This is a genomic window from Streptococcus sp. 20925_1_22 (assembly GCF_041431685.1).
Taxonomy (GTDB): Bacteria; Bacillota; Bacilli; order Lactobacillales; family Streptococcaceae; genus Streptococcus.
The window spans coordinates 103,380-129,300 of record NZ_JAPVYE010000004.1 but is presented as its reverse complement, the minus strand read 5'-3'; the positions used below and the strand labels follow the sequence as shown (position 1 = coordinate 129,300).

22 protein-coding genes are annotated in these 25,921 nt (G+C 44.5%); 3 read left to right on the top strand and 19 right to left on the bottom strand.

The genetic code is table 11. The features are described from left to right. Positions 1-4 precede the first annotated feature (4 nt). Genes tsaD through O3621_RS06630 form a run of 4 tightly spaced genes read right to left on the bottom strand, consistent with a single transcriptional unit; the run spans position 5 to position 2,614 of the window. On the bottom strand, positions 5-1,015 hold the full coding sequence (gene tsaD, locus O3621_RS06645; protein WP_314449033.1) for a tRNA (adenosine(37)-N6)-threonylcarbamoyltransferase complex transferase subunit TsaD: 1,011 nt from the start codon (positions 1,013-1,015) through the stop codon (positions 5-7). Continuing rightward, on the bottom strand, positions 1,005-1,457 hold the full coding sequence (gene rimI, locus O3621_RS06640) for a ribosomal protein S18-alanine N-acetyltransferase (RefSeq protein ID WP_371513973.1): 453 nt from the start codon (positions 1,455-1,457) through the stop codon (positions 1,005-1,007). Before rimI ends, tsaD begins: the two co-directional genes overlap by 11 nt. Then, a complete protein-coding gene (gene tsaB, locus O3621_RS06635; protein ID WP_371513972.1) occupies positions 1,454-2,140 on the bottom strand; it encodes a tRNA (adenosine(37)-N6)-threonylcarbamoyltransferase complex dimerization subunit type 1 TsaB in 687 nt (228 codons plus the stop codon). The genes rimI and tsaB overlap by 4 nt, the downstream gene beginning before the upstream one ends. Before the next feature lie 9 nt (positions 2,141-2,149). Then, positions 2,150-2,614 (bottom strand): winged helix DNA-binding protein, encoded by a 465-nt coding sequence (locus tag O3621_RS06630; RefSeq protein WP_314449023.1) that lies wholly within the window; start codon positions 2,612-2,614, stop codon positions 2,150-2,152. A gap of 132 nt (positions 2,615-2,746) precedes the next feature. Between O3621_RS06630 and O3621_RS06625 the strand changes: the two genes are divergently transcribed. The 3 genes from O3621_RS06625 to rnjA all read left to right on the top strand — a co-directional run bounded on the left by O3621_RS06625 (position 2,747) and on the right by rnjA (position 6,063). After that, a complete protein-coding gene (locus tag O3621_RS06625) occupies positions 2,747-3,799 on the top strand; it encodes an SDR family oxidoreductase (protein WP_314449020.1) in 1,053 nt (350 codons plus the stop codon). Positions 3,800-4,146: 347 nt separating this feature from the next. Further along, entirely contained in the window at positions 4,147-4,377 is a 231-nt protein-coding gene (locus O3621_RS06620) for a DNA-dependent RNA polymerase subunit epsilon (RefSeq protein WP_011836427.1), read from the top strand. A 3-nt stretch (positions 4,378-4,380) separates the two neighbouring features. Further along, positions 4,381-6,063 (top strand): ribonuclease J1, encoded by a 1,683-nt coding sequence (rnjA, locus tag O3621_RS06615; RefSeq protein ID WP_002898451.1) that lies wholly within the window; start codon positions 4,381-4,383, stop codon positions 6,061-6,063. 29 nt (positions 6,064-6,092) lie between these two features. Here the strand turns inward: rnjA and O3621_RS06610 are convergent, their stop codons facing one another. The 15 genes from O3621_RS06610 to O3621_RS06540 all read right to left on the bottom strand — a co-directional run bounded on the left by O3621_RS06610 (position 6,093) and on the right by O3621_RS06540 (position 25,801). Continuing rightward, a complete protein-coding gene (locus O3621_RS06610; RefSeq protein ID WP_049544088.1) occupies positions 6,093-6,839 on the bottom strand; it encodes a DNA alkylation repair protein in 747 nt (248 codons plus the stop codon). Next, on the bottom strand, positions 6,823-7,410 hold the full coding sequence (locus O3621_RS06605; protein ID WP_049544090.1) for a TetR/AcrR family transcriptional regulator: 588 nt from the start codon (positions 7,408-7,410) through the stop codon (positions 6,823-6,825). The genes O3621_RS06610 and O3621_RS06605 overlap by 17 nt, the downstream gene beginning before the upstream one ends. Continuing rightward, complete coding sequence (locus O3621_RS06600) at positions 7,403-7,822, bottom strand: VOC family protein (protein WP_049544092.1); 420 nt, start codon at positions 7,820-7,822, stop codon at positions 7,403-7,405. The genes O3621_RS06605 and O3621_RS06600 overlap by 8 nt, the downstream gene beginning before the upstream one ends. Before the next feature lie 104 nt (positions 7,823-7,926). After that, on the bottom strand, positions 7,927-8,331 hold the full coding sequence (locus O3621_RS06595) for a GNAT family N-acetyltransferase (RefSeq protein WP_049544094.1): 405 nt from the start codon (positions 8,329-8,331) through the stop codon (positions 7,927-7,929). Between the two features lie 54 nt (positions 8,332-8,385). Then, positions 8,386-9,732 carry a type I glutamate--ammonia ligase gene (gene glnA / locus O3621_RS06590; RefSeq protein ID WP_002896640.1) on the bottom strand — a complete coding sequence of 449 codons (1,347 nt, stop codon included), beginning with the start codon at positions 9,730-9,732 and terminating at the stop codon, positions 8,386-8,388. 31 nt (positions 9,733-9,763) lie between these two features. Next, complete coding sequence (locus O3621_RS06585; protein WP_049544096.1) at positions 9,764-10,129, bottom strand: MerR family transcriptional regulator; 366 nt, start codon at positions 10,127-10,129, stop codon at positions 9,764-9,766. 80 nt (positions 10,130-10,209) lie between these two features. Further along, a complete protein-coding gene (locus tag O3621_RS06580) occupies positions 10,210-10,734 on the bottom strand; it encodes an aromatic acid exporter family protein (protein ID WP_002896642.1) in 525 nt (174 codons plus the stop codon). Positions 10,735-10,910: 176 nt separating this feature from the next. Further along, positions 10,911-11,576, bottom strand: coding sequence for a CHAP domain-containing protein (locus O3621_RS06575; protein WP_049544098.1), 666 nt, complete (start codon positions 11,574-11,576; stop codon positions 10,911-10,913). 172 nt (positions 11,577-11,748) lie between these two features. Further along, complete coding sequence (locus tag O3621_RS06570) at positions 11,749-16,311, bottom strand: antigen I/II family LPXTG-anchored adhesin (protein ID WP_314448999.1); 4,563 nt, start codon at positions 16,309-16,311, stop codon at positions 11,749-11,751. 299 nt (positions 16,312-16,610) lie between these two features. Continuing rightward, positions 16,611-17,807 (bottom strand): phosphoglycerate kinase, encoded by a 1,197-nt coding sequence (gene pgk / locus O3621_RS06565; RefSeq protein WP_002910741.1) that lies wholly within the window; start codon positions 17,805-17,807, stop codon positions 16,611-16,613. A gap of 194 nt (positions 17,808-18,001) precedes the next feature. Then, the gene (locus O3621_RS06560; RefSeq protein ID WP_314448996.1) at positions 18,002-18,691 is read right to left on the bottom strand and encodes a VIT family protein; all 690 of its coding nucleotides are present in this window, start codon (positions 18,689-18,691) and stop codon (positions 18,002-18,004) included. A gap of 178 nt (positions 18,692-18,869) precedes the next feature. Continuing rightward, positions 18,870-21,371, bottom strand: a complete 2,502-nt coding sequence (leuS, locus tag O3621_RS06555) for a leucine--tRNA ligase (protein WP_371513971.1) — start codon at positions 21,369-21,371, stop codon at positions 18,870-18,872. Between the two features lie 165 nt (positions 21,372-21,536). Next, positions 21,537-22,631, bottom strand: coding sequence for a glycerol dehydrogenase (locus tag O3621_RS06550; RefSeq protein WP_009659773.1), 1,095 nt, complete (start codon positions 22,629-22,631; stop codon positions 21,537-21,539). Between the two features lie 45 nt (positions 22,632-22,676). After that, entirely contained in the window at positions 22,677-23,345 is a 669-nt protein-coding gene (locus tag O3621_RS06545) for a fructose-6-phosphate aldolase (protein ID WP_002907356.1), read from the bottom strand. Between the two features lie 14 nt (positions 23,346-23,359). Beyond that, the gene (locus tag O3621_RS06540) at positions 23,360-25,801 is read right to left on the bottom strand and encodes a glycyl radical protein (RefSeq protein ID WP_295504321.1); all 2,442 of its coding nucleotides are present in this window, start codon (positions 25,799-25,801) and stop codon (positions 23,360-23,362) included. Positions 25,802-25,921 lie beyond the last annotated feature (120 nt).

The window sequence follows — 25,921 nt, the reverse complement described above, 5'->3', positions numbered from 1 at the left end:
TCCTTTACTCCATCGTTTCAAAAGCCAGACTTGGCTTAGCATTGAGGTCCAAACTGGCAAAATTCTTCTTATTCCACTCACTGACACTAGCATAGGCAATCATACCAGCATTGTCACCGCAGAGGCGAAGAGGCGGAATAATCACCTTCACATCCTGAATCTCAGCTGTCAAGCGTTCTCTCAGGCATTGATTAGCCGCAACACCGCCCGCCACGACCAGAGTCTTGACTGGATATTTTTCCAGCGCTTTTTTAGTCTTGGCCATGAGAATATCCATGACCGCTGCCTGAAAGCTTGCTGACAGGTCTTGATTAGATAAGACCTCTCCTTTTTGCTGGGCATTGTGGTGCAGGTTGATAAAGGCCGACTTGAGACCGGAAAAAGAAAATTCCAGATTGTCTTCCTTGACCATGGCCCGCGGAAAATCATAAATATCCTGTCCCTCATGAGCTAACTGATCAATCTCCCGGCCTGCTGGATAGGTCAGCCCCATGACTCGACCGACCTTATCATAGGCTTCTCCGACCGCATCATCGCGGGTCTCACCCACAATCTTATAGTCACCAGCCTGACTGACATAGACCAGCTCAGTATGACCGCCGCTGACCAAGAGAGCCAGCAAGGGAAATTCCAAAGGTTCCACGCTCTGGGCTGCCATCAGGTGTCCAGCCATATGATTGACCGGAATCAAGGGAATATCATGAGCCCAGGCAAAGGACTTAGCCGCTGCCAAGCCGACCAAAAGGGCCCCAACCAGACCAGGACCGTAGGTAACGGCCACTGCTGTGACCTGCTCCTCGCTAATCCCTGCTTCTGCCAAGGCCTCCTCAATGCAAACCGTAATGACCTCTACATGATGACGGCTGGCCACTTCCGGTACCACTCCGCCAAAACGCTTGTGGCTCTCAATCTGACTGGCAATGACATTGCTCAAAGGCTCGGTTTCATTCTTTAGAACCGCCACACTGGTCTCATCACAGGACGTCTCAAAAGCTAAAATATATCTATCTTTCATGGATCTCTCTTTTCATGACTATCGCGTCTTCCACCGGCGCATGGTAGTAGGCCTTTCGCCGCGCAATTTCTTCAAATCTTTCTTTTTTGTAAAATAGCAGAGCTGGCCTGTTTGACTCTCTCACTTCGAGGAATATTTCCTTGTCGGCAGGCAAAAAGTCAAACAAGGCTGTCGCGATTTTCTGCCCCTGATAGTTAGGCAATACAGCAATCTGCAGAACTTCTGCTTCAAAGTCTGTATCCTGCCAGACTAAAAAGCCGACAAGCTGACTCCCATCTTCTGCTAGCGCACATCTATTCACATTCGAGAGCAGGACCTCTTCCAATTGACCCACAGTCCAAGGGCTGACCGCATAGACTGCAAGTAAGAGCTGTTCCAGCTCTTCTGCTAGAACTGCCACGTCCACATCCGAGCTGTCGCTCCATTTTCTCAACTTAATCATAGGCGCTGAATGTAAGAATTACTGGATTCCTGGTGGGTCTTGAGCCAATTTTCCTCGGCTTCTACCCGCTTGAGATAGTTAGGAACAAAGTCATGAATAGACTGGGCTGGCAGGTCTAAACTGAGACGACCAATAGCTGCCGCATCTGGTAAAGTCGGCTGAACCGATACCCCAGGAAGAGCAGCTTCAATCTGCTCCGCAAACACTGCAGTCTCTCCGACAAAGGTGACTGGCTGATCAGCAACGCCAGCTATTTCCAAAACCTCTGCCAATGGCAGATGAGCCTCCGGCCGTACAGACTGACCAGACTGATAAAAGCCAGCATAGACATTATTGCGGCGGGCATCCATGACAGGAATGACCAAACCTTCCACCTGCTCTGGGACTAAAGCCAGCAAACTAGACACACCGACCAGCTCAATCTTGAGGGTATGAGCCAGAGTCTTGGCTGTCGCCACCGCCATTCGCAGACCTGTGTAGCTGCCCGGACCCTGAGCAACTACGATACGATCCAAATCCGTCGGCTTCATGTCCAGACTATTCATCAGAAAATCAATAGCCGGCATCAGGGTAATGCTGTGGTTTTTCTTTATATTTAAAGTCATCTGCGCCAGCAAGGTCTCGTCCTCTAAAATCGCGAGCGTCAGCGCCTTACTTGACGTATCAAAAGCTGCAATCTTCATGCTTATCCTCTATTTTTCCTCTTGCCGCCAAAGTGAGCGGCGTTTTAATTTGTCTTCGTAGAAACTATCTACCAAAAATTCCTCTAAAATCTGGCTAAAAGCCTCCAAATTAGGCACTTGCTGCGCCAAGTGTTTTCCAAAAATCGCTTCTTGCTCAGCAATCTTGGGCAGCAAATCCGCTCCAGCAGCAGTCAAGCTCAAGCGAGAACTGCGCTTGTCCTTGCTAGAAATTTCCTTCTTGACCAAGCCTTTTTTAATCAAAGACTGCACCAAGCGACTAGGGCTTTTTTCCTCACAAATCAGGGATTCCCCCAAGCCCTTGAGAGACAGCGGAGCATGTTCGCCCAAAACGAGCAAGACCTCGCTTTGATTGGGCGTAATTCCCAAAGGCTCTAGCAACTTCCCATATTCTCTCGTCGCTAAGCTCTCTGCACTTCTAAACAAATAGCCAAATCGAATTCCTTCTGCTACCACGCTGCTCTCCTTTCAAAAATCACTTCTATACTATTTTACACTAGATTAGGTAAATTGTTGACAATTTTAGTTAAAAAATATAAAATCTTAAATAGATGATATATCATCTATTTGCAAAAGGAGGAAAAACGGATGACCCCAAACCCTACAAATCAAAAACCAGCTAGAACAATGACCCACGCTTTTGTGACTGGTGCGACCGGTCTTTTAGGAAATAATCTCGTGCGTGCTCTGCTAAAAGAAAACATTCAAGTGACCGCTCTCGTTCGCTCCGAGGAAAAAGCGCGCAAACAATTTGCCGACCTGCCTATCCAGATTGTCAAGGGGGATATTTTAGAGCCCGAAAGCTATCGTGACTATCTAGCAGGCTGCGACAGCCTCTTTCATACCGCTGCTTTTTTCCGCGATAATTATAAAGGCGGCAAGCACTGGCAGGAGCTCTACGACACTAATATTATAGGCACAAATAACCTCCTAGAAGCTGCTTACGAGGCTGGTATCCGCCAATTTGTCCATACTTCCTCCTGTGTCGTACTGGAAGGTGAGGCCAATCAGCTAATCGATGAAAGCATGTCTCGCTCAAAAGATACTCCTTTTGATTACTATCGCAGCAAGATTTTGAGTGAAGAGGCCGTTCGTGATTTCTTGGACAAGCATTCAGATGTTTTCGGTTGCTTTATCTTGCCGAGTGTAATGTTGGGTCCTAGAGACCTTGGTCCGACCTCCAGTGGGCAGCTGATTATCAATTTTGTAGAGCAAAAACTTCCAGGTATCTTAAAGGCTAGCTATAATATGGTGGATGTTAGAGATGTAGCAGATATTCATCTCCGCGCCATGAAATACGGACGCTCAAAGGAGCGCTATCTGGCAGTTGGACGGCAAGTGACCATGACAGAATTGTACCAAATACTGGAAAAAATCACTGGCGTTCCCGCCCCCAAGCGCAAGATCTCCCCTCTTTTCGTCAAAATCTATGCCCAAGCAAGTGAGCTCTACCACCGGCTCACCAAAAAACCAATTTTGGTTACCAATGAGCTCGCTCATCTCATGGCCGAAGAATATCTCAAAAGTAATTTTAGCTTTGCCAAAACCGAGAGCGAGCTAGGCGGACAGCATCGCCCTCTCGAAGAAAGCATAGCTGACGTGGTAGATTGGTACCGCAAGCACGGCTATTTCGCCAAATAAGCAGCCCTCAAAATCAAGTGACCAAATGTTCATCGCTTGATTTTTCTTTTTGTCAAGCCGCTTTGGCTGAAAAACCGTCTCTGAAATTTACCGTCCCGACTTGCTTCCTAAGCTCATTCTATGGTATAATTACAATAATAATTAAACATCAGGTCAATTTCATTACTCTTACTTTTCCATAAGATACAAGGCTAAAACAGCATTTTAGCCTCTTCATTTGAGTAAGCCCTATCAGAAGTCACAGCAATCGCTCACTTTCCATTTATCATTTTTAATTTATCATGTGAAGAAATGCGCTAACGCCTGCCTTCTTTTATTTTTTAGACCTTATCACAGAAAGGAATCTTATGATTTACAAAGTTTTTTATCAGGAAACAAAAGAGCGCAGCCCGCGCCGTGAAAAGACACGTGCCCTTTATTTAGAGATTGAAGCAGCTAATGAATTGGAAGGCCGTATTCAGGCTCGTAAGCTCATCGAAGAAAATACCCCTTACAATATTGAATTTATCGAGCTCTTGTCTGACAAACACCTCGAATACGAAAAAGAGTCAGGCACTTTTGAATTGACGGAGTTCTAACCCATGGCATATACCTTAAAACCCAAAGAAGTTGGCGTTTTTGCGATTGGTGGGTTAGGCGAAATCGGTAAAAACACCTACGGGATTGAATACCAAAATGAAATCATCATCGTGGATGCCGGCATCAAGTTCCCAGAAGACGACCTGCTAGGAATTGACTATGTCATTCCTGACTACTCTTATATCGTGGAAAATATTGACCGCGTAAAAGCTGTTCTCATCACCCACGGGCACGAGGACCATATCGGCGGTATTCCTTTCTTGCTCAAACAAGCCAATGTTCCTATCTATGCTGGTCCTTTGGCTCTTGCTCTCATTCGCGGCAAGCTAGAAGAGCATGGTCTATTGCGCGATGCTAAGCTTTATGAAATCAATCAAAACACAGAACTGCAGTTCAAGCATCTGAAAGCTACTTTCTTCCGGACAACCCACTCTATTCCAGAGCCCTTGGGAATTGTCATCCATACCCCGCAGGGTAAGATTGTCTGTACCGGTGACTTCAAGTTTGACTTTACACCAGTCGGTGAGCCGGCAGACTTGCACCGTATGGCTGCTCTGGGTGAGGAAGGCGTTCTCTGTCTCCTATCTGACTCGACCAATGCTGAAGTTCCGACCTTTACCAATTCCGAAAAAGTGGTCGGACAGTCTATCATGAAGATTATCGAAGGCATCCACGGACGGATTATTTTCGCCTCCTTTGCTTCAAACATCTTCCGACTCCAGCAGGCAGCAGATGCAGCTGTCAAGACCGGTCGTAAGATTGCGGTCTTTGGCCGCTCCATGGAAAAGGCTATTGTCAACGGGATTGAGCTGGGCTATATCAAGGTTCCTAAAGATACCTTCATTGAACCAAATGAACTCAAGGACTACCCAGCTGGTGAAGTGCTGATTATGTGTACCGGAAGCCAGGGTGAGCCGATGGCAGCACTATCTCGGATTGCCAATGGAACCCACCGCCAGGTTCAGCTGCAACCTGGAGATACGGTCATCTTCTCATCTAGCCCTATCCCTGGTAATACGACCAGCGTTAACAAGCTGATTAATATTATCTCTGAGGCCGGTGTAGAAGTGATTCACGGTAAGATTAACAACATCCACACCTCTGGACACGGTGGCCAACAAGAGCAGAAACTCATGCTTCGCTTGATCAAGCCTAAATATTTCATGCCAGTCCATGGTGAATACCGTATGCAGAAAGTCCATGCAGGCCTAGCCGTTGATACTGGAGTACCAAAAGACAATATCTTCATCATGAGCAATGGTGACGTGCTGGCTCTGACAGCTGACTCAGCTCGTATTGCCGGCAGCTTCAACGCTCAAGATATTTATGTTGATGGGAACCGCATTGGTGAAATCGGAGCTGCAGTCCTGCGCGACCGTAAAGACCTGTCAGAGGACGGTGTTGTCCTGGCTGTTGCGACGGTTGATTTTGAGTCCAAGATGATTTTAGCCGGTCCAGATATTCTCAGCCGCGGCTTTATCTACATGCGCGAATCAGGTGACCTCATTCGCCAAAGCCAACGCATCCTCTTTAACGCCATTCGCATTGCCCTCAAGAATAAAGATGCCAGCGTTCAATCTGTCAGCGGCGCTATCGTCAACGCCTTGCGTCCTTTCCTCTACGAAAGCACTGAGCGCGAACCTATTATCATTCCGATGGTGCTTACACCAGATGAAGACAACTGAAAAATAAGCTTTGCTAGATTTAGCAAAGCTTATTTTTCTGCTTTATTTTTTGTTCGCGAAGCATGCTTAATAATCCAAGCGCAACTCGGACTCAGTTCTTCCTCTTGCCAAGATCCAATCACCCTCTCAAACTTTTCAGGAGCTTCTTTATATAAATCATTCAGATTATTAGCGACACTTTTTTGGATTGATTTATCCGCATCATCCTTTAGATTCCTTAAAATAGAGGTAAATTCATCAAAATAATCTAAGACCACAGTCTGCTTCTTAGCCCAGGGCAGTCGGATACGCATACACTCGCTGGCTAATCTGCGGACGCGCATATTCTCATCTCGGCTCCACTCTAGCAGTAAATCCATCGTAGCTTTAGGATAATTAGCCAGCAAGGGTCGCATGGAAAATTCTCCAGTAAATCGCTTGGTTAATTCCTTGCTGAAGGCTGCACTCAGCTCGAATTCCTGACTTCCGTAAAGTTCTACGTATTTGCCAATCGGCCACAACCAGTACCCTTCTGAGAACATCCCCAAGCCGCCCTCTAACTCCGGACCAAGTATCTGCTCAAAAACCTTCAGAGAATCAGCATAAGAAAGCGGCAAGCATTCTTTGATACTCCTTGCCAGCAACTCTTGACGCTGAGTAAATTCCAAAGTCTCTAATTCGCTTTCAACTAGAGACATAAAATGCTGAGCATCAAATTTATCTGTTACTGTTTGCAAGCGACGGCTCAAATCCTCCGCATAAACCAAATCATAATAATATTTAACCTTTTTCGCCATGATTTTTAAATCCCCTTAACAGACTTCTCACTGCTCCTCTGACTTCTGCTTCATCCTCTTTCTCAGCTAGAAAAAGAGACAACTCATTCAAGGCACCTGAAATCATATGAGCCGCCATATCCAAATCAATAGAGATAAGTCTTCCTTCTTTAGATAAAATGTCTAATTGCTCTCTCAAATGAAAGAAAGAATTAGCCTCGTCCTGACGACGCCACTCTTTCCACTCAACGACATTGGGACCATCAAGCAAGAGAATGCGTTTATTTTCGGTCAAGGTTGCAAAACGAACAAAAGCCACACAGCCTTCTACCAACTGCTCCCAAGAATCATGTGCTTCCAGGGCGTTTTTTTCTACATAAGATCCCAGTTCGGACTGAATTTGTGCCAGTACGGCGGTAAATAAAGTCTTCTTATTCCCGAAATGATGATAAAGTGCGCCTCTTGTCATTCCCAACTCATCTACAATTTCTTCCAAGGAAGTTTCTGCATAACCCTTTAAAGAAAAATGTTTCCGGGCGATAGCTAATATTTTCTTGCTTGTCTCTAGAGAAGCCTGCTGCTTTTTATTCATCTTCACTCTCCAAATAATTTGCCGCAAACTCCGCGCTAGGTGGAATTACTTGAATTACATCAACCAAAACAGAACCCGGCGCTTTCACAATGAAATGGCGCTGACCAAAATCTTCACTCTTAATGGGAAGAAGGAACTCCATTTCTTCTTGCTGACGCAATTCTTCATAAAGACAATCCACATTGTCAACTTCGATATTGATGATTAGGCCACTCGTCTCAGACTGGTAGGCTTGTGGCACTGTCCCATGCTTGCTATCAATAAAAGCAAGCTCAAAACCACTCTCGATATTCTTTAAACTAATATACCAATCTGAACGGAAGGTTTCCTGAAATTGGAAATGCTCAATGAAAAATTGTGCCGCTTGATGGACATCTTCGCTCATTAAAACGGGGTATAAACTGGTAATCATTTGTTCTCCTTTTCTTAAACTTTATTTTAACATACATACCGAATGTATGCAAATGAATATTAAAAAACAGAAGCCAAATTGACTTCCATCTATTTGAGAATGGCTCAGCTTAATCGCTTGATAAAATGATATTTGGTAATGCCCTTTTGCGGGACATCTGATAGACTGGCGTAGATTTCATAGCCTTGCTTGATGTAAAAATCTCTGGCCTGATAAGATTTAGTGGACAAGGTAATACTAGTAGCTCCAACTTCTGCAGCCTTTTCTTCTAATTCTGCCAGCAGACTGGCTCCCAAACCTTTTTTCTGATGTTCTTTATCCACCACCAAAGCCTTGATATGAATGTTTGCCAACACCTGTTGGGCATGGAGCAAGGCAATCAACCGGCCATCTTCCTCCCGCCTTAGATAATAATCTTGAGGTTCAAGTTTTTCAAGCATACCTGAACCAAAACAAGCCTCATATTGCTCATCAAAAACCCGCTTAATAAAATCATGAAATTCTTCCATCTTTCTCCTCCTCCATGAAAAAGCAGGGGATATGCCAATCCTCCTGCTCTAAGTTTAGTATAAATCTAAATAATTATCCACTTCCCATTGAGAGACAAATGTTGCATAGCTTGCCCACTCAATGCGCTTAGCTTCTAAGAAGCTCGTATAGATATGCTCGCCAAGAGCCGCTTTAACGACTTCGTCTTCTGTCAAGGCCTTCAAGGCATTGTGAAGAGTAGACGGCAGGTCTGTAATTCCAGCTTCCTTCCGCTCCTCTGGAGTCATGATATAGATATTCTCTTCGATTGGTGCTGGAGCTTCGATTTTATTTTCGACACCGTGCAGTCCAACTTCCAAGAGAACAGCCATAGCAATATATGGATTGGCCATCGGGTCAACGGAGCGCAACTCCAAGCGAGTACCCATACCACGAGAAGCCGGAACGCGCACCAACGGTGAACGATTGCGTCCTGCCCAAGCGATATATACTGGCGCTTCATAGCCAGGAACCAGACGTTTGTATGAGTTAACCGTTGGGTTCATGATAGCTGTATAGTTATAAGCATGATTGATCAAACCACCCAAGAAATGGTAGGCTGTTTCTGACAGCTGCATACCTTTTGGATCTTCTGGATCGAAGAAGGCATTATTGCCATCTTGATCAAAGAGGGACATGTTACAGTGCATACCAGATCCCGCAATGCCAAACTTAGGCTTAGCCATAAAGGTCGCATAAAGGCCGTGCTTACGAGCAATAGTTTTCACAACCAGCTTAAAAATCTGAATTTTATCACAAGCACGGAGCACTTCGTCATACTTAAAGTCAATCTCGTGCTGGCCGACTGCGACCTCATGGTGGCTAGCTTCTACTTCAAAGCCCATCTTGGTCAGGACATTGACGATTTCCCGACGGGTATTGTCTGCCAAGTCTGTCGGCGCCAAGTCAAAATAGCCACCCTTGTCATTTACTTCCAGCGTCGGATCACCATTTTCATCCAGCTTAAAGAGGAAGAACTCTGGCTCTGGTCCGAGATTAAAGGACTTGAATCCTAGCTCTTCCATATGCTTGAGGGCGCGCTTGAGGTTGCTGCGAGGATCCCCTAGAAACGGTACATGATCTGTCGTATAAACATCGCAAATCAGGCCCGCTACACTGCCGTTTTCATCTCCCCAAGGAAAGACTGTCCAAGTATCTAGATCAGGATAAAGATACATATCTGATTCATTGATACGGACAAAACCTTCGATGGAAGAACCATCAAACATGGCTTTATTGGATAAGACCTTGTCAAGCTGTTCATCCGTGGCAGGAATTTCTACATTCTTCATAGTCCCTAAAATATCAGAGAACATAAGACGAATAAAGGTAACATTTTTCTCTTTTACTTCGCGACGGATATCAGCTGCTGTAATAGACATTAAATTTCTCCTTGTAATTCAAACAAAATAGCTATGGTCGACGCATCTGACCAAAGGTTGGCAGAGAAGAAGCAAAACGGCCTTGCTGCAAGATGTCATGATGCAGAGCACGGCGGACATCTTTTTCACTAATGGTCTTGTGGGACTTGGCTTCACGCTCAGCATATTTCCTCTTAATTGCAGCGATATTATAACCTTCCGAAATATAATCCTTAATTTCTAAAAGGCGGTCCATATCATTCAAAGAATACATCCGACGATTGCCCTCATTTCGATCAGGGGTAATCAGATTCTGGTCTTCATAATAACGGATCTGACGAGCAGATAGGTCCGTCAGTTTCATAACACTGCCGATGGGAAAGACTGCCATGTTTCGGCGAAACTCTTTTTCCTTCATTCAAATTCCTCTCTACGCACTATTATAGGACGAAATAAATCTTATGTCAAGAAATAATGTTAGATTTTCTTACACAGATTTTATTTTTTCTTTTCAAAGATGGTTCGCAGCCGATCTATATCAGAATTTACCAGAATTGCAACAAAGACTCCCATAAAGGTTTCAAAGATTCTGGCAAAGACATACAAGATGGTATCTTCCGGCCGAATAGACAGGGTAATAATCAGCATGGCAGATACTCCGCCAATGACTCCCGCCTTGTTGTTCATAGCGACATTGGTCATGATTGTCAGCATAGTACAGACCGGTACCAAAAGGAGGGTGACCCAATACTGCTCCTTAAAGACACTATTGGCAATGAAAAAGAGCAGAGCGTAAAAACCACCGATGCTGTTTCCTAAGATTCGTGATGTCCCGAAGTGGACACTCTTATCAAAATCCTCACGAAGACTAAAGACTGCCGTCAAAGCACCGATTTGCAGCCCTTTCCAACCAAAAAGCCCAAAGAGCAGTAGAATGATGAAGACAGCCAGACCGGTTTTAAAGGTACGCATGCCCAGACGAAATTTCGATTTATCAAACTTGTATTTATTGAAATAACTCATTAGTCTCCTTCCAGGAAATCCTCCCTCTCTTCATTTTAACATATTTCGTCTCAAAAAAACTCTTTCTGCTCAGGACTTTTCCCACACAAAGAAAAAGCCCTATCAGCGACCGCATCAAGAGCTATCGACTATTTAAAAGCTGAGACATTATCTGTCCCAGCCGCATTTTATTTTCTTTAGTTTGGATAAATGTAGGTAACTCCACCCATAAATTCATTCGGGTTAAAGTAGCCACGATAGTTGTTAATTTGCTTTTGGTGATTGTAATTCGCTTCTAGAACTTGAATTGAGCTGTCGCTTTGCACATCTGTCACATAAGCAACATGTCCGTATTCGCCACCATCCCAAACTGCAATAGCGCCTGGTACTGGAACATTTCCTGTTGCATAACCCTGAGCACCAGCATTGATTGCCCAAGTATTAGCATTGCCCCACCAGTTGCTTGCCCAAGGAGCCATTTCTTTCACACCCCAAGTACATTGGCCGATTGGGTAAGAATTGCCATAGTCAGTTGGCGTATTTAAGACAACATCTTCAGTATCAGATACCAAAGCAGCATCACTTGTTGCTTCATAAGCTGGAGCACTGTAAGGATTGTAAGTCTGAGCCAAAGCAGTGCCATTTACTTGCAACACATCTCCTGGGTTAATCGTATCAAAAATTGTCTTTCCATTATTGGCAGCAAGTTCGTAAGGATTCATTCCATTGGCACTAGCAATGGCAAAAAAAGAGTCCCCTTGCTGGACAACATAAGAATCTGCATGAACAGCTTGAGCACCGATTGTCGCCAAAAAAGCTGTGGAAGTTAAACCAAGAGTCGCTTTAGCAAATGTTTTTTTCATAACTGTTTTTCTCCGTATAATTTGATGATAAAAAAATCATACCTCATTTACATGTCAGTTTTTTTAGAGTTATGTTTTTGTCATGTTACAAATGATTTAGACTTTTGCTACATGAGATTTTGCAGTATTTTTAAAGATAAAAAGGCTAGGGATTCCCTAGCCTCATCTATTATCAGTCTTCTTTACGTCTCAATTTTCCTAGACCTAAAGCACCAATAATGGCTGCTAAACCTAGATATGGCAAATAGACTGTATCTTTGGCTCCCGTTTCTGGCAGAAGTGAAACAGGAATCTTTTTAGCCACTGAAGTTGGATTAGCTCTTCTTGGATCGTTTATATCTGAAACAAGCAGATGCTGTGCCTTAGGAGTGACTGTTGTAACTGTATTTGAAGCATAGACCACATGGTTGACCGTATTGATGTAGGTATTTTCAAAAGTACCCGTAGCAATCCGCTTCATCTGTAGATAGGTTTCAGCCTGAAAAGCTGAATCCAGAGAAATAGTCTCTAAGAATTCTTCCTTGAAACGAATAGAAATCAAGCCTTTCTCAAGATCAATATTCGCAGCTGTATACTCAGTCAAATCTGTACCAGCCTTTATCACCTTACCATCTTTGAGCATGATATCTACTTTGGCAGAGGTTTTGTAAGCACCCGTGTACTCATCGCCTCGTTGATCATAATCATCCACAAAGCTATAGTCTGTCAACTCTTCAGAATGGTTAGCAGGGATCAAGCCGCCGATGAGACGGTAGTTAAAGTGCCGTCCCAACGTCAGTTCCTTGCCATCCAAGTTCTCCGCACTTGCTGGATCAAGGCTCAGAGTAATATCTTTTTCAGGACTGATTTTAGGAACATTGTTGACGACTACGTCTGTCGCATAACCATTTCCAAAGTCAATTTGATAAGCCCGGTTCTCGAATTTACCACCTGTGCGGCCCATTCCTTCTTTGACAGCCATAGGGCTTGTTATCGTCAAAGACTTACCTGTTACGACATATTGGTCATAAAAGGCTTGGGCATCGTCTGCTGCAAAGAGTTGGAAAGAACCTTTAACAGTGATATTCGCCTTTTGAAGGAGCTCTCGAACTGCTGCAGGGGCTGTTTCAAGGCTCTCGTAGTGGGTCAATGTTACACCTGCCACAGCTTTGCCATCCGCATCTACTAGCTTGACTAATTCCGGACGAAGTTCAAGTGCTTCTTCCGGATAGTCATCTACATAGTAGAAACCTTTTTGAATCGTGCTCTTAGATGACTTGTCACCCTTATACTGATCCAAATCCCAAGTCAGCTCGTAGTAATTGGTCGAACCAGCCAAGACTTCCTTACCATCAATCACCAATCCTGCCTTGTTTTTATTGACCTTGGTTGGCTTGATGTAATTATTGCTAGGATTGTCTGAATCATCAGGCTTACCTGGTGTAGTCACGCGTACTACGTTTGAGCGGACACCATAGGCATCATTGACTGTCAGGGTGAAATTATTAGTATAGGTTGCGCCATCGTTGAGCACTCGGCCAACCACTGTCGGAAAGAGCGTAGCAACTTCTTTGGTCCTATCTGCGTTATAAGTAGCTAAGGTTGCTGCATTTGCTTTAAATGTCACTGTGTGGCTAGCCTTGTCATAACTAACATCAAAACCTGCACTAGCAGCTTTTGTTGCTGCTAAGTCAACTTCATAACCACTTGGCAACGGATCAGTAATGACAAATGAAGTCGTCTCACTGCGTCCAGCTGGAAGAGCTTCTGTCTTTAGAGCAAACTGAACGACGGACTGCTTAGCCACCAGAGTCTTATCAATATTGGTGCCTTGGTCATTTTGAATCTCTTTATTAATCTGCGGTTGAGATTGCAAGAGATGATAATGATAGCGCACAGTCGGAGCTACGGGCGCTGCTGGCTCTTTTTGATAAACAGGCTCTGCTGGTGAGGTTGGTAGCGGGCTATAAGTTGGTTCTACCGGCTTATTAGGCTCCGGTGTATCTGGTGTAGGAGTTGGCGCTTCCGGCTCCTTCTCATAAGTTGGTGCTGCCGGAGGGGTTGGCTCCTTTTCATAGGTCGGTTCTACCACTGCTGGCCGGACAGCTTTTTCTACTTCATAGCTTGGCTCAGAAGGCTTACTAGGCTCTGGGGTATCCGGTGTACGTGTCGGTGGCGTCGGTTCTTTTTCATAAGTCGGTGCTGCCGGAGGGGTTGGAAGAGCCTTCGGTGTTGGTGCAGTTGGAGCTGGATCCAAAGGCTTAAGCGCTTCTTCACTTGGCACTGCAGGAGCTGTAGGAGCTACGGGCGCTTCCGGTTCTTCTACTGTGATGATTGGCAGATCAGTCGCTCGAACATCACCATTAATCGCAAACCAAATATTTGGTTTCTTAGGAGCTAGTTTGTCAGCCCTACGTGGATCAGTAGCCTCTGGCTGGCCTAACACTTCAGAAGAGGAAATCGTTCCAATCGTCATGCTGTTGGTTGTACCAGAAATTTCCACCGCTCCTGCCCCATACCATGAGTTAGGAGCATCTGTAGTGTCCCAGCCTGAGTCTGGCTGAGCATTCTTATACATGGTAAAGCGAGATCCGCCAACTCCTTTTTTGAAGTTTTCAGACTCAGTCGCATAGATTTGGCCGTTCTTTTCACCAACTGATGAACCCGAAATCTTGTTGAAAGTTCCGGTATAATCTTTGGCCATTTCGATAGAATTAGCTTCACGGTTGAGGGAAGCCACGGACATCAAAGCCTGATCAAAATTAATAGGTTGGCCTTTATCATCATAAAAGACAAATTCCGTCTTCACAAAGAGAGAGGTTGCATCTTCAAAATTTCCTGTATAAGCTGAAGCAAAAACTCCCATTGTCGGGTCTTTAAAAATACCTAACCAGGCCTTATCATTGCGGAATTGAGAACTTGGATCAAGGGTATAAGTATAGACAATTTTAGAAACTTTTTTCCCTCGATAATAAGTCCCCTGGAGATTTGTATAGGTTGCTGTAGCAGACTCACCACGACGCAACAAGACAGAAGACCATTCAGTTGGCCCTTTACCGCTTGTTACGTTAGAACTGTAGCCTGCATACTTGCCAACTGTACCAAAGCTTTCCTGCTGGTTGGTCTGATAGTTAGCATTTTGAATATCTGTTACTTTGAAGTTGTCCAGTTGGAAGAATTTCTTAGAAAACTCTGCAGTATTCTTTACAGCGGCTTCCATACCAGCATAGCTGACAAACTCACCAGTTGTAGTCAGTGACAGATCAGCATTAGGTTCTGATTTGAAAACTAGGCTTTGCGCAATTGGACGGCTCAAATGACCGTCTTCAGCCTTCTTTGTTTCTGCGATAGCCAGTCCAGCCTTAATCTTGGCCTGTTCAGCATCATACTTAGCCTTATCTTGCTGATACTTGGCTAATTTTGTATTATAGACAGCCAAATCAGCATTATACTGGGCCAACTGAGCTTGATAATTTGCTTGGGCTTGAGCATTACGCTTCTTGATTTCTTCATTTTCAGCTGCTATAGTGGCATTCTTAGCTTGGTTCTCTGCCAGCTTTTGCTCATATTCTTTTTGAGCTGCTGCATTTTCAGCTTCAATTTGAGTCTTTTTAGCTTCATAAGCTGCTAAATCTGCTTCATATTGAGCTTTTTTATCTTGATTTTCCTTTTGGATACGGGCCAATTCTGCCTGATAATTCGCCTGAGCAGCTTGATATGCCGCTTCATTATCAGCATTGGTCTTTCGGACAGTAGCTAAATCTGTTTGATATTGGGCAAGTGCTGCCTCGTAGGCCTCTTTTGCAGCCGCATTCCTCTGTTTAATAGCTTCATTATCAGCAGCAATCTTAGCATTGGCAGCTTGAGTATCCGCCAAAGCTTTTTCATACCGGGCCTTAGCTGCCGCATTCGCCTTTTGAACACGGTCCAGCTCACTAGCATAAGCCGCCAGAGCCGTATCATAATTAGCCTTTGTTTCCGCATTCAGTTTTTGAACACGAGCTAATTCTGCATCATAGGCCGCTTTAGCCACTTGGTAAGCTGCCGCATTATCAGCATTGGTCTTTTGAACCATTGCTAAATCTGTTTTATATTTACTAAGGGCAGCTTCATAATCTGCTTTCAGCTGAGCATTTTCTGCTGTGATTCGATCTACTTCTGCTTGATGAGCAGCCAAATCTTTAGCATATTGCTCCGCTGTCGTTTTGTTTTCTGCTGTAATCCGAGCTACTTCCGCCTCGTAGACTGATACTTTTTTTTTGTACTCCTTGACCTTGGCATCAATATCGGTTACCTGCGCTTCATAATCCGCTGCAATCTCCGCTTTTTTGCCTGCTATTTCTTGAGCAGTCTGAGCGACTCCATTGTCAACAGCTGGGTCTTTGACTACTGTCAGGCCTGCTTCTTGAGCCTTTTTGACACTTTCATCTAAACCTGCTGTTGGAACAGTCACTGTCACACCGCCATCTGCCTGACCTGCTCGCGCCTGACTCTCTTTAGATGCCTGACTGGCTGGCCCTTGAGCTTGAGGCAGATTGGTCGCTGCATTTCCAGTGCCCACTATTTCAGTATTGATATGACCATTGGTATCAGATACTACTTCATCTGCTCTTGCTTGTATCGTTGACGTTAAAAAAGCCGCACCTAGAACAGCACCGCATAAAGTTTTAACAGCCTTATTTTTCCGAAAACCAAAAACTTCTTTTTCCATTTTTCTCCTCTCCCTGCAAACTTTTACAGTCTGCAGTTTTCCCAAGCCCTCCGAAAATCAAAAAATAATTGAAACCTCCTATTGGAAGCTCCATTCTCATTTTGACTATCTGTAAGCATCAGAATACATACCTTTATCCTATCAAGTTTTCCCTCGTTTTGCAAGCATTTTTTCCTCAGTTTATTTACCTTTTTTGTTTTTTGGACATTAATTATATAATGTCTATTTTGATTTTCTCTTCCCTCTCTGTTCCACAGATTTCCCGTAAAAAAGAAAGGACCAGTCTTTACTAGTCCTTCTCTTATTATAGTTTTATGGTATATTAAATATTCTGAGTATACCGCTTATTTCTCAGTCAGTGCTGCAAGTCCTGGTAATACTTTACCTTCAAGGAGTTCCATTGATGCACCACCACCAGTAGAAATCCATGAGAACTTGTCTGCACGGCCAAGGTTGATGGCTGCGGCAGCTGAGTCACCACCACCGATGATTGATTTTACGCCAGGTTGTTTCACGATAGCGTCCATGACACCGATTGTCCCAGCTTGGAAATCTGGGTTTTCAAATACACCCATAGGGCCATTCCAGACAACAGTTTTCGCACCAGTCAAAGCTTCATCAAATTTAGCGATAGATTTAGGACCGATATCCAAACCAAGGAAGCCTGGATCCACTGCTTCACCTTCAGTGTCTTTCACTTCAGTATAGTCCGCAAAAGCATTTGCTTCTTTAGAGTCAACTGGCAAGATCAATTTGCCGTTTGCTTTTTCAAGAAGAGCTTTTGCAACATCCAATTTGTCTTCTTCTACAAGTGAGTTACCGATTTCGATACCTTGTGCTTTGTAGAATGTGTAAGTCATACCACCACCGATAAGGACTTTATCAGCTTTTTCAAGCAAGTTTTCGATAACACCAATCTTGTCAGATACTTTTGAACCACCAAGAATGGCTACGAATGGACGTTCTGGAGTTTCAACTGCTTCTTGGATGTAGGCAATTTCATTTTCGAGAAGGAAGCCAGCAACAGCTTTTTCAACGTTTGCTGAGATACCGACGTTAGATGCATGTGCACGGTGAGCTGTACCGAATGCATCGTTTACGAAGATACCATCTCCAAGAGATGCCCAATATTTACCAAGTTCTGGATCGTTTTTAGATTCTTTTTTGCCGTCCACATCTTCAAAACGAGTGTTTTCGACCAAAAGAACTTGTCCATCTTCAAGAGCATTGATAGCTGCTTCCAATTCAGCACCACGAGTGACACCTGGGAAAACAACATCTTGACCAAGTTTAGCAGCCAAGTCTGCAGCAACTGGTGCAAGTGATTTACCTTCTTTATCTGCTTCTTCTTTGACACGTCCAAGGTGAGAGAAGAGAATTGCACGACCGCCTTGCTCAATGATGTATTTAATAGTTGGAAGAGCAGCAGTGATACGGTTGTCATTCGTAATCACTCCGTCTTTCAATGGTACGTTAAAGTCTACACGAACGAGGACTTTTTTACCTTTCAAATCAACGTCTTTAACAGTAAGTTTTGCCATGTTACAAAAACTCCTTTTCATATTTTATACGCAACTATTATATCATATTTTCCAAAAGTTTTCTTGATATAAGGAAAATTTTCACAAAAAAGAAGTGCGCTGAACTCATTCAGACAATAGTTAAAGCTGGATTTTTCTCTAGATTTGACAACTCAAAAAGCCAGTAAAATTACTGACTTCAATGCTTCCCATTGTTAAATTGCAAATACCTGTCCTACTGCATAGGTGACCGCCATGGTTAAAAGACCGATAACGAGGTTCCGAATCATGGCATTTTTGAGCGGTGCTTTGCCTAATCTAGCGCTGGTGTAGCCCGTTCCCAAAAGAGCCAAGGCCACAATCAGAACGGTTGCCCAGATACGGATAGTGGCTGGAAGCAGGATAATGGTAATCATAGGAAAAAGCGCACCAACAGCAAAGGCTAAAAAGCTTGATACGGCAGCATGCCAGGGATTAGTGAACTCCTCGATCTCGATGCCATATTTTTCCTCCACCAAGGCCTCTAACGGATCCTGGAGAAAGGCCCGATTGGTCATGAGCTGGGCAGAAGTCTCACACTCGCCATTTTGAACATAGGCAGCATAAAGAGACTGCCTAGCGATATCTGGATTTTTCTCTAAAAGCTCCCGCTCTCTGGCAACAGCAGCTTCTTCTGTATCCTTTTGAGTAGAAACAGAAACATACTCTCCACCTGCCATAGAAAAGGCACCCGCAAAGACTGCCGCTAAACCAGATAGAAAGATAATCCAGACATCGTCCGTCGCACTAGCCACCCCAATAACCACACCTGCTATAGAAATAATGCCGTCATTAGCTCCTAAAACCCCGGCCCGCAATATATTCAGCCGACCACTAAAGTTCGTATCAATTTTATGTTCTTCCACTATTTAAATTTTCTCTTTCTCTTTATTTATAATGATTATAAATAAAATCTGTAACTAATACAAGAGAAAATCGAAAAATGAGAAAAGTTCTACTATTTAAGAGAAGAAAAGTATTGAAAAAAGAGCCGTTTTAAACGACTCCTTTCTTTATAATCACTATAATGCTGTAGCAAACGTATTATTTCACCACGATATTAACCAGTTTATTTGGAACGCTAATCACTTTCACGACTTCTTTGCCGGCGATTTCAGATTTAATTTTCTCATCTGCCAGAGCGATTTCCTGCAGTTCCTCACGGCTCAGATCTTTGGCTACGACTAGCTTAGCACGAACTTTTCCCTTGATTTGAACTACGATTTCGACCTCTGCTTCGACAAGCTTGCTTTCATCATAAGTTGGCCAAGCTACGTAGGAGATGCTCTCGTCTGTTTGAGCTAGTGACTGCCAGAGTTCTTCAGCCAAGTGCGGTGCAAAAGGCGCCAGCAATTGAATGAAACCTTTAGCATATTCGACATAGAGTTTTTCTTCCTTGTTGGCTGCGTTGACAAAGATCATGAGCTGGGCAATGGCTGTGTTAAACTTGAGCTCCTCAATCTGCTCTGTGACAGACTTGACTGTTTCGTTGTATACCTTGTCCAAAGCTCCGCTATTTTCAGAGACCAGCTCCTTAGAGTTAAGGAGACGATAAACCCGATCCAGGAACTTACGACTGCCTTCTAACCCTTCCTCGCTCCAAGCGATTGAAGCATCCAGCGGCCCCATGAACATTTCATAGACACGAAGCGTATCAGCACCATATTGCTCCACTACATCGTCTGGGTTGACCACATTCTTCAGAGACTTAGACATCTTAGCAGGCGCCTGCTCCAGTTCTTCTCCCGTTTCGATGTTGAAGAAAGAACCATCGCGTTTTTCCACCTTGTCTGTCGCCACTAGAGCACCGCGGCTATCACGGTAGCTAGTTCCCAGAATCATCCCTTGGTTAAAGAGTTTTTGGAAAGGCTCTTTGGTCGGTACCACTCCGATATCATAGAGGAATTTGTGCCAGAAACGAGCGTAGAGGAGATGGAGCACAGCGTGCTCTGCACCACCGATGTAAATGTCAACTGGAAGCCAAGCCTTGAGCAGCTCTTCGTCTGCTAATTTCTCATTGTTGTGGGGGTCAATGTAACGCAGGTAATACCAGCTAGAACCAGCCCATTGAGGCATGGTGTTGGTTTCGCGGCGTCCTTTGACACCATCTTCCCGAGTGACTTCTAGCCAGTCAGTCAGATTGGCCAGCGGGCTCTCACCAGTACCAGAAGGACGGATATCCTTGGTTACAGGCAGGACAAGCGGCAGTTCATTTTCAGGGACAGCCGTTGAAGTCCCGTCTTCCCAATGAATGATTGGAATCGGCTCACCCCAGTAGCGCTGACGGCTAAAGAGCCAGTCGCGCAGACGATAGGTGACTTTTTCATTTCCGACACCTTCCGCTTCCAGCCAAGCAACCATCTTTTCAATAGCGGCAGCCTTGTCCAAGCCATCTAGGAAGCCAGAGTTAATGTGCGGCCCGTCTTCTGTATAAGCAGCGTCAGCAACATTGCCACCCTCTAGAACCGGAATAATCTCCAAGTTAAACTGCTTAGCAAACTCCCAATCGCGCTCGTCATGCGCAGGAACAGCCATGATAGCTCCTGTTCCGTAGCTTGCAAGCACATAGTCGGCAATCCAGATTGGGATTTCCTTGCCATTGACAGGATTGATAGCATAAGCTCCTGTCCAGACACCGGTCTTCTCCTTAGCTAGATCAGTCCGATCCAGGTCAGATTTGAGGCTGGCTGCATGTTTGTAGTCTGCTACTGCTTGGGCTTGTTCTGCACTTGTAATGGCATCGACGAGAGCATGCTCTGGAGCCAAAACAGCATAGGTCGCACCAAAAAGAGTATCCGGACGAGTCGTAAAGACGGTGAAGTCCTTGTCTGTGTCCTTAATCTTGAAGGTTACATTGGCACCGGTTGACTTGCCGATCCAGTTGCGCTGCATATCCTTGATAGACTCTGGCCAGTCCAGCTCCTCCAAGTCATTGAGCAAACGTTCTGCATAAGCTGTGATTTTCAGCATCCACTGACGCATAGGCTTGCGAACAACTGGATAACCACCGCGCTCAGATGTTCCGTCTGGCAGAACTTCCTCATTGGCAATAGCCGTTCCCAGCTCTTCAACCCAGTTTACTGGCACCTCAGCTTCATAAGCCAAGCCTTTTTCGTAAAGCTTGGTGAAAATCCACTGGGTCCACTTGTAGTAATTAGGGTCAGTTGTATTGACCTCCCGGTCCCAGTCATAGGAGAAGCCAAGAGCGTTGATTTGACGCTTGAAGTTGGCAATATTTTCTGCTGTAAAGTCAGCTGGGTCATTCCCTGTATCCATGGCGTATTGCTCAGCCGGCAGACCAAAGGCATCCCAGCCCATAGGATGAAGGACATTATAGCCCTGAGCCCGCTTGTAGCGGCTGAGGATATCTGTCGCCGTGTAGCCCTCCGGATGCCCTACATGGAGCCCCGCTCCTGATGGATAAGGAAACATGTCCAATGCATAAAAATTAGGCTTGTCCTTGTCCGTACCTGTCTTAAATGTATGATGCTCTGCCCAGTATTTCTGCCACTTGGGCTCGATTTCTTTGTGATTATAATAAACCATTCTTTTCTCCATTTTTTGTACTGTTTCTATTATACCATTTTCAAGGGATTTTGAAAGACGGAATTTCATAACTGCCAGATACATCAACCAATGGGACTCTCCACCAAAAAACAAGCCACCCTGTCAGTCCTACAGTTGAAAGGTAGCTTGTTTTGTATTTTACTTTTATTTATCCAAATCCCTAACATATTGGTCGACTGCTAGAATGGCACCTGCAATGTCAGAAGCTGAAATCTCAAATGGCATCTGATGGATGGTTTCGCCCTCAATCGTCGCTTGCTGACCAACTTTGAGCAAATCTTCATAGCTGGCATTTTCCAAATGCATTTCTTTCAGAGTTGTCGGCATACCAATCTTTTGATAGAAGCGAATATATTTTTCCAATTCTTCTTTAGGTCTGTTTTCTAAGAAGAGCTGGGTCAAGGTTCCATAGGCAACTTTTTCGCCGTGGGTCAGGTGATGAATATCGCCTGTGAGAGCTGTAAAGCCGTTGTGGATAGCATGGGCTGCTGCTAAACCTCCGCTCTCAAAGCCGACGCCGCTGAGAAGGGTATTGGCTTCAATGATATTTTCCAGAGCTGGAGTCACGACTTTCGCTTCACAGGCTGCGATAGCCTGCAGACCATCTGCAAACAGAGTTTCTTCACACTTCTTCGCAATCGCTACACCAGCTAGGCTCTGTCTTTGTCCCAGCATGGTAGTGCCATTTTTTTGCTGGACAGCACGAGCTTCTACCCAAGTCGCTAAACCATCTGCAATCCCAGAAGCCAGAAGCCGTTTTGGCGCCCCAGCAATCACTTTCGTATCCACCAAGACAAGTTCAGGATTTTTACTATAGAAAATGTATTTTTCAAAGGCACCATCTTCTGTATAGATAACAGAAAGTGCTGAAGTTGGAGCATCTGTAGAGGCAATGGTTGGCGCAATGACCACAGGGCGTCCTAGTATGTCTGCAATCGCCTTCGCACTGTCAATCGTTTTCCCACCGCCTAGACCAATAACCAAGTCTGCTCCGTCTTTTTCAGCCAAAGCAACGACCCGATCAATTTCAGCGTCAGAAGCTTCTCCGTTAAAAGCGACATGCAGCACATGAAAGCCATAACGGGTAAGGTAGTCATTGAACTTTTCCCCAACGATCTGGTAAACCATATCATCACAAAGCAAGACTGGATGGCTGCCTAACTGAAGAATCTGTTTTGCATTTTCAAACAGGGCATTTTCTCCCTGAATATAACGAGACGGGCTTGCAAAAATTCTCATAGAACACCTCTTTCTTTTTTATAGATAGAGCATTATATATGCCTTTCAAATGTATTCCTGATTGTGAATTGCTGACCAGTCAGCAGCAAAGTCATCTACTGCCTTAGCTATAGACGGCATGGCAAAGGCTGCTGCAAAGACATCAGGTCCTGCTGTAATGGCTTGGGCCCCATCAGCAAAAGCACGATTGATTTGGCCAACATTCTTAAAGGAAGCTGCCAATATTTTGCTAGCGGAATGTTCCCGCTCAATCGCCTGAGCCAGCTGGCTAATCACAGCATCTGAATCAATATTGAGATTTTCCATGCGGTTATAGTAAGGAGCAAGATAGTCAGCCCCCGCTTCAATAGCTAATAGCCCTTGAAAAGTTGTATAAATGGCTGTCGCTGTAATCTTGTAGCTTTCTGCTTTGAGAGTTTTGATAGCTGCCAGCCCAGCCGGTGTGACTGGAACTTTAATATAGACAGCATCGTCGCATTTTTTTCGAATTTCAGCAGCATCTTTCAAGATTCCCTCATAATCCTTGGCAACAACCTGCACATGGATAGATGGACCTTCTCCTATGATTTCCCGAACGGCGCGAATCCGTTCGAAGAAATCTATTTTTCCTTCTTTTTTTGCGATGGTCGGATTAGAAGTCACTCCCGCCAAGGGGAGGACTTCCGACCATTTTTTTATCTCCTCTAAATTTAAGGTATCAAGCATGAATTCCATAAATTGGACCTCTTTTACAATGTGTGCTCCGTACGCCCGATAATATCATCTTGTGTCGCCTTGGAAAGCACATTGAAGAAAGCAGAGTAGCCTGCAACGCGAACAATCAAATCGCGGTGTTTTTCAGGATGCTTCTGAGCATCAATCAAGGTTTCCCGAGAAACGACATTGTATTGGATATGATAGCCATGCAGACGGTTAAAGAATGTACGAAGCAAGGCAATAAGTTTCACTTTATCTTCTTCCTTAGACAGGGTCTGAGGATTCACTTTTTGATTGAGCAGAACGCCTCCTACGATTTCATCTGTCGGCAATTTGGAAACAGATTTCAATACAGAGGTCGGGCCGTTCTTGTCCATATTGTGGGATGGAGAGCAGCCTTCAGCGAGCGGTGTTCCAGCATTGCGGCCATCTGGTGTCGCCAAGGTACCGCGACCTTGACCAACATTGGCTGAAATAGAAGATGTTCCAGAGTAGCGGATACCGCCAATTGGACCACGGCCATAACGGGTATTTGGATATTTAGCGATTTCATCCACATAAATATCGTAAGCATCTGTCACTAGCTTATCTGCGTAATCATCATCATTACCATATTTTGGTGCATCATGAATCATCATCTCTTGAATTTCTTTACCACGCTCACCTGCATAGTCTGTTTCAAGTGCATGCCAGAGTTCAGCCGGAGTCAGCCTGCCTTCTTCAAAGACCAGCTTCTTGATGGCCGCCAATGAGTCTGATAGATTGGCAATACCGACTTGAAGGCCAGAAATATAGTCATAGACAGCTCCACCCTCTTTCAAATGCTTACCGCGTCCGATACAATCATCTGTTAAAGCTGAGCAGAGGATATCCGGCACTTCTCTTTCAAGAGACAGGTCGATAGAATTTTCCACGATGACACTCATGCGGGTCAAATGGCGCAAGGTCTTGTCCCAAGCCGTTTGCAGCTCAGCAAAGCTCTTCATATCTTTAAAATGACCGAAGCTTGGCGCAAAGCGCTTGCCAGATGCTGGATCAATCCCATCGTTCATAGTGATGAGGAGCACCTTAGGGAAGTTCATGTAGCTCATGCCTGTACAACGGTAGCCCCATTTACCAGGCACAGCAGTTTCCACACAGCCGATAGCACTATAGTCGTATGCATCTTCTTCTAAAACGCCTTTGGCGATAAAGGACGGAATGATGATTTCATCATTATTGAAGGCTGGCATACCGAAACCAAGCTTCATGACTTCGATACACTCATTCATAAAGCGAGCATCCAAGCCTGCATGATAACGAACGGTCAGATTCGGCTGAGGAAGATGAGTTTGAGCTACAGATTTCAACACAAGGTAGGAAAGTGGGTTGACTGCATCTCTCTTATCTCTCGTTTGGCCCCCGATTGTCACATTTTGATAAAGGGGACTGCCCGCAGATGAGAATGTGTGAGCCTGACTGCGCACTTTATTAATGGTAATCGTCTTAATCCAGAGATTGGTTAAGCGTTCTACAATGCTAGCCTCGGTCTCACGTCCAGCTTCCAAATCTGCCTTGACATAAGGATACATGTACTGGTCAAAGCGTCCATAAGAGAGTGAATGTCCGTTGGACTCAATCTGAAGGATACACTGGATAAACCAAACAGACTGAACAGCTTCAGCAAAGGTTGATGCTGGCTCGTACGGCACTTTAGAACAGATTCTAGCGATTTCTAAGAGCTCTTGACGGCGCTTAGGCTCTGCTTTTTCAGCAAGCTGATTGGCCAAGGCCACAAAACGCTCCGCATAAGCTTTCACAGCATCTACTACGATGAAAATGGAATCATAGAAGTGGTATTTGTCAATACTAGCCGGATCGGTCAAATCCAAGGCTTCCTTAGCTGCGCGAGCTTTTTCTTCAAAACCTTTCAGTCCATAGGCCAAGAGTTTTTGATAGTTGACCGCCAAGTGGGCATCCCCAGAGTTCATCTTTCCTTCCATGCCAAAGAAGCCAGTTTCCATATAAACCTGAACTTCTTCTGGAAGTAAAGCTCCAGCTCTCGCACGGAGGTTATTGTTTTCCCAGAAAGGAGCGATGCTGCGGAGCTGCTCTTTGGTTTCCTCTGTGATATAGAAGACGTCTCCGTCCCGCTTCTCAAAAAGATCTAGTTCATTGAGTACAAACTCTAAAGTATACTCTGGGAAAATAGGCGCATCTTTATTAGATGAAGCCTGATTACCGACAATCATCGTTTCATCTTCGATATAGAGCGTCATATTCTCCAAAATCTCTTTGAGCATGTAAGCACGTTTCAACACATTTGGTTTTTCCTTGTGCTTATCATAGGCCTTAGTAGCTAGGACAGCACGCTCTGCGTCAATATAGGGCTTTTTATTTAAAACATCTTCCCGATATTTATTCATCCGCTCTGTTAAGCTGCCAAAATAGTCTGTTTTTATTGTTGTTTTTTCTACTTCTTTTACCTGGATCATTTGACTACGACCTTTCTTATGAAATTTAATTTATTTCTTTCGTAACTATTGTAACACGCAAAATTCTAGAATTCAATCATTTATAGGCGATTACTAAATTAAAGATTTTTTGCACATTTG

Coding starts and splice junctions, on each gene's coding strand:
- tsaD (WP_314449033.1), bottom strand. CDS start 1,015: ATGAAAGATAGATATATTTTAGCTTTTGAGACGTCCTGTGATGAGACC.
- rimI (WP_371513973.1), bottom strand. CDS start 1,457: ATGATTAAGTTGAGAAAATGGAGCGACAGCTCGGATGTGGACGTGGCA.
- tsaB (WP_371513972.1), bottom strand. CDS start 2,140: ATGAAGATTGCAGCTTTTGATACGTCAAGTAAGGCGCTGACGCTCGCG.
- O3621_RS06625 (WP_314449020.1), top strand. CDS start 2,747: ATGACCCCAAACCCTACAAATCAAAAACCAGCTAGAACAATGACCCAC.
- O3621_RS06620 (WP_011836427.1), top strand. CDS start 4,147: ATGATTTACAAAGTTTTTTATCAGGAAACAAAAGAGCGCAGCCCGCGC.
- rnjA (WP_002898451.1), top strand. CDS start 4,381: ATGGCATATACCTTAAAACCCAAAGAAGTTGGCGTTTTTGCGATTGGT.
- O3621_RS06610 (WP_049544088.1), bottom strand. CDS start 6,839: ATGGCGAAAAAGGTTAAATATTATTATGATTTGGTTTATGCGGAGGAT.
- O3621_RS06605 (WP_049544090.1), bottom strand. CDS start 7,410: ATGAATAAAAAGCAGCAGGCTTCTCTAGAGACAAGCAAGAAAATATTA.
- O3621_RS06600 (WP_049544092.1), bottom strand. CDS start 7,822: ATGATTACCAGTTTATACCCCGTTTTAATGAGCGAAGATGTCCATCAA.
- O3621_RS06595 (WP_049544094.1), bottom strand. CDS start 8,331: ATGGAAGAATTTCATGATTTTATTAAGCGGGTTTTTGATGAGCAATAT.
- glnA (WP_002896640.1), bottom strand. CDS start 9,732: ATGTCTATTACAGCAGCTGATATCCGTCGCGAAGTAAAAGAGAAAAAT.
- O3621_RS06585 (WP_049544096.1), bottom strand. CDS start 10,129: ATGAAGGAAAAAGAGTTTCGCCGAAACATGGCAGTCTTTCCCATCGGC.
- O3621_RS06580 (WP_002896642.1), bottom strand. CDS start 10,734: ATGAGTTATTTCAATAAATACAAGTTTGATAAATCGAAATTTCGTCTG.
- O3621_RS06575 (WP_049544098.1), bottom strand. CDS start 11,576: ATGAAAAAAACATTTGCTAAAGCGACTCTTGGTTTAACTTCCACAGCT.
- pgk (WP_002910741.1), bottom strand. CDS start 17,807: ATGGCAAAACTTACTGTTAAAGACGTTGATTTGAAAGGTAAAAAAGTC.
- leuS (WP_371513971.1), bottom strand. CDS start 21,371: ATGGTTTATTATAATCACAAAGAAATCGAGCCCAAGTGGCAGAAATAC.
- O3621_RS06550 (WP_009659773.1), bottom strand. CDS start 22,631: ATGAGAATTTTTGCAAGCCCGTCTCGTTATATTCAGGGAGAAAATGCC.
- O3621_RS06545 (WP_002907356.1), bottom strand. CDS start 23,345: ATGGAATTCATGCTTGATACCTTAAATTTAGAGGAGATAAAAAAATGG.
- O3621_RS06540 (WP_295504321.1), bottom strand. CDS start 25,801: ATGATCCAGGTAAAAGAAGTAGAAAAAACAACAATAAAAACAGACTAT.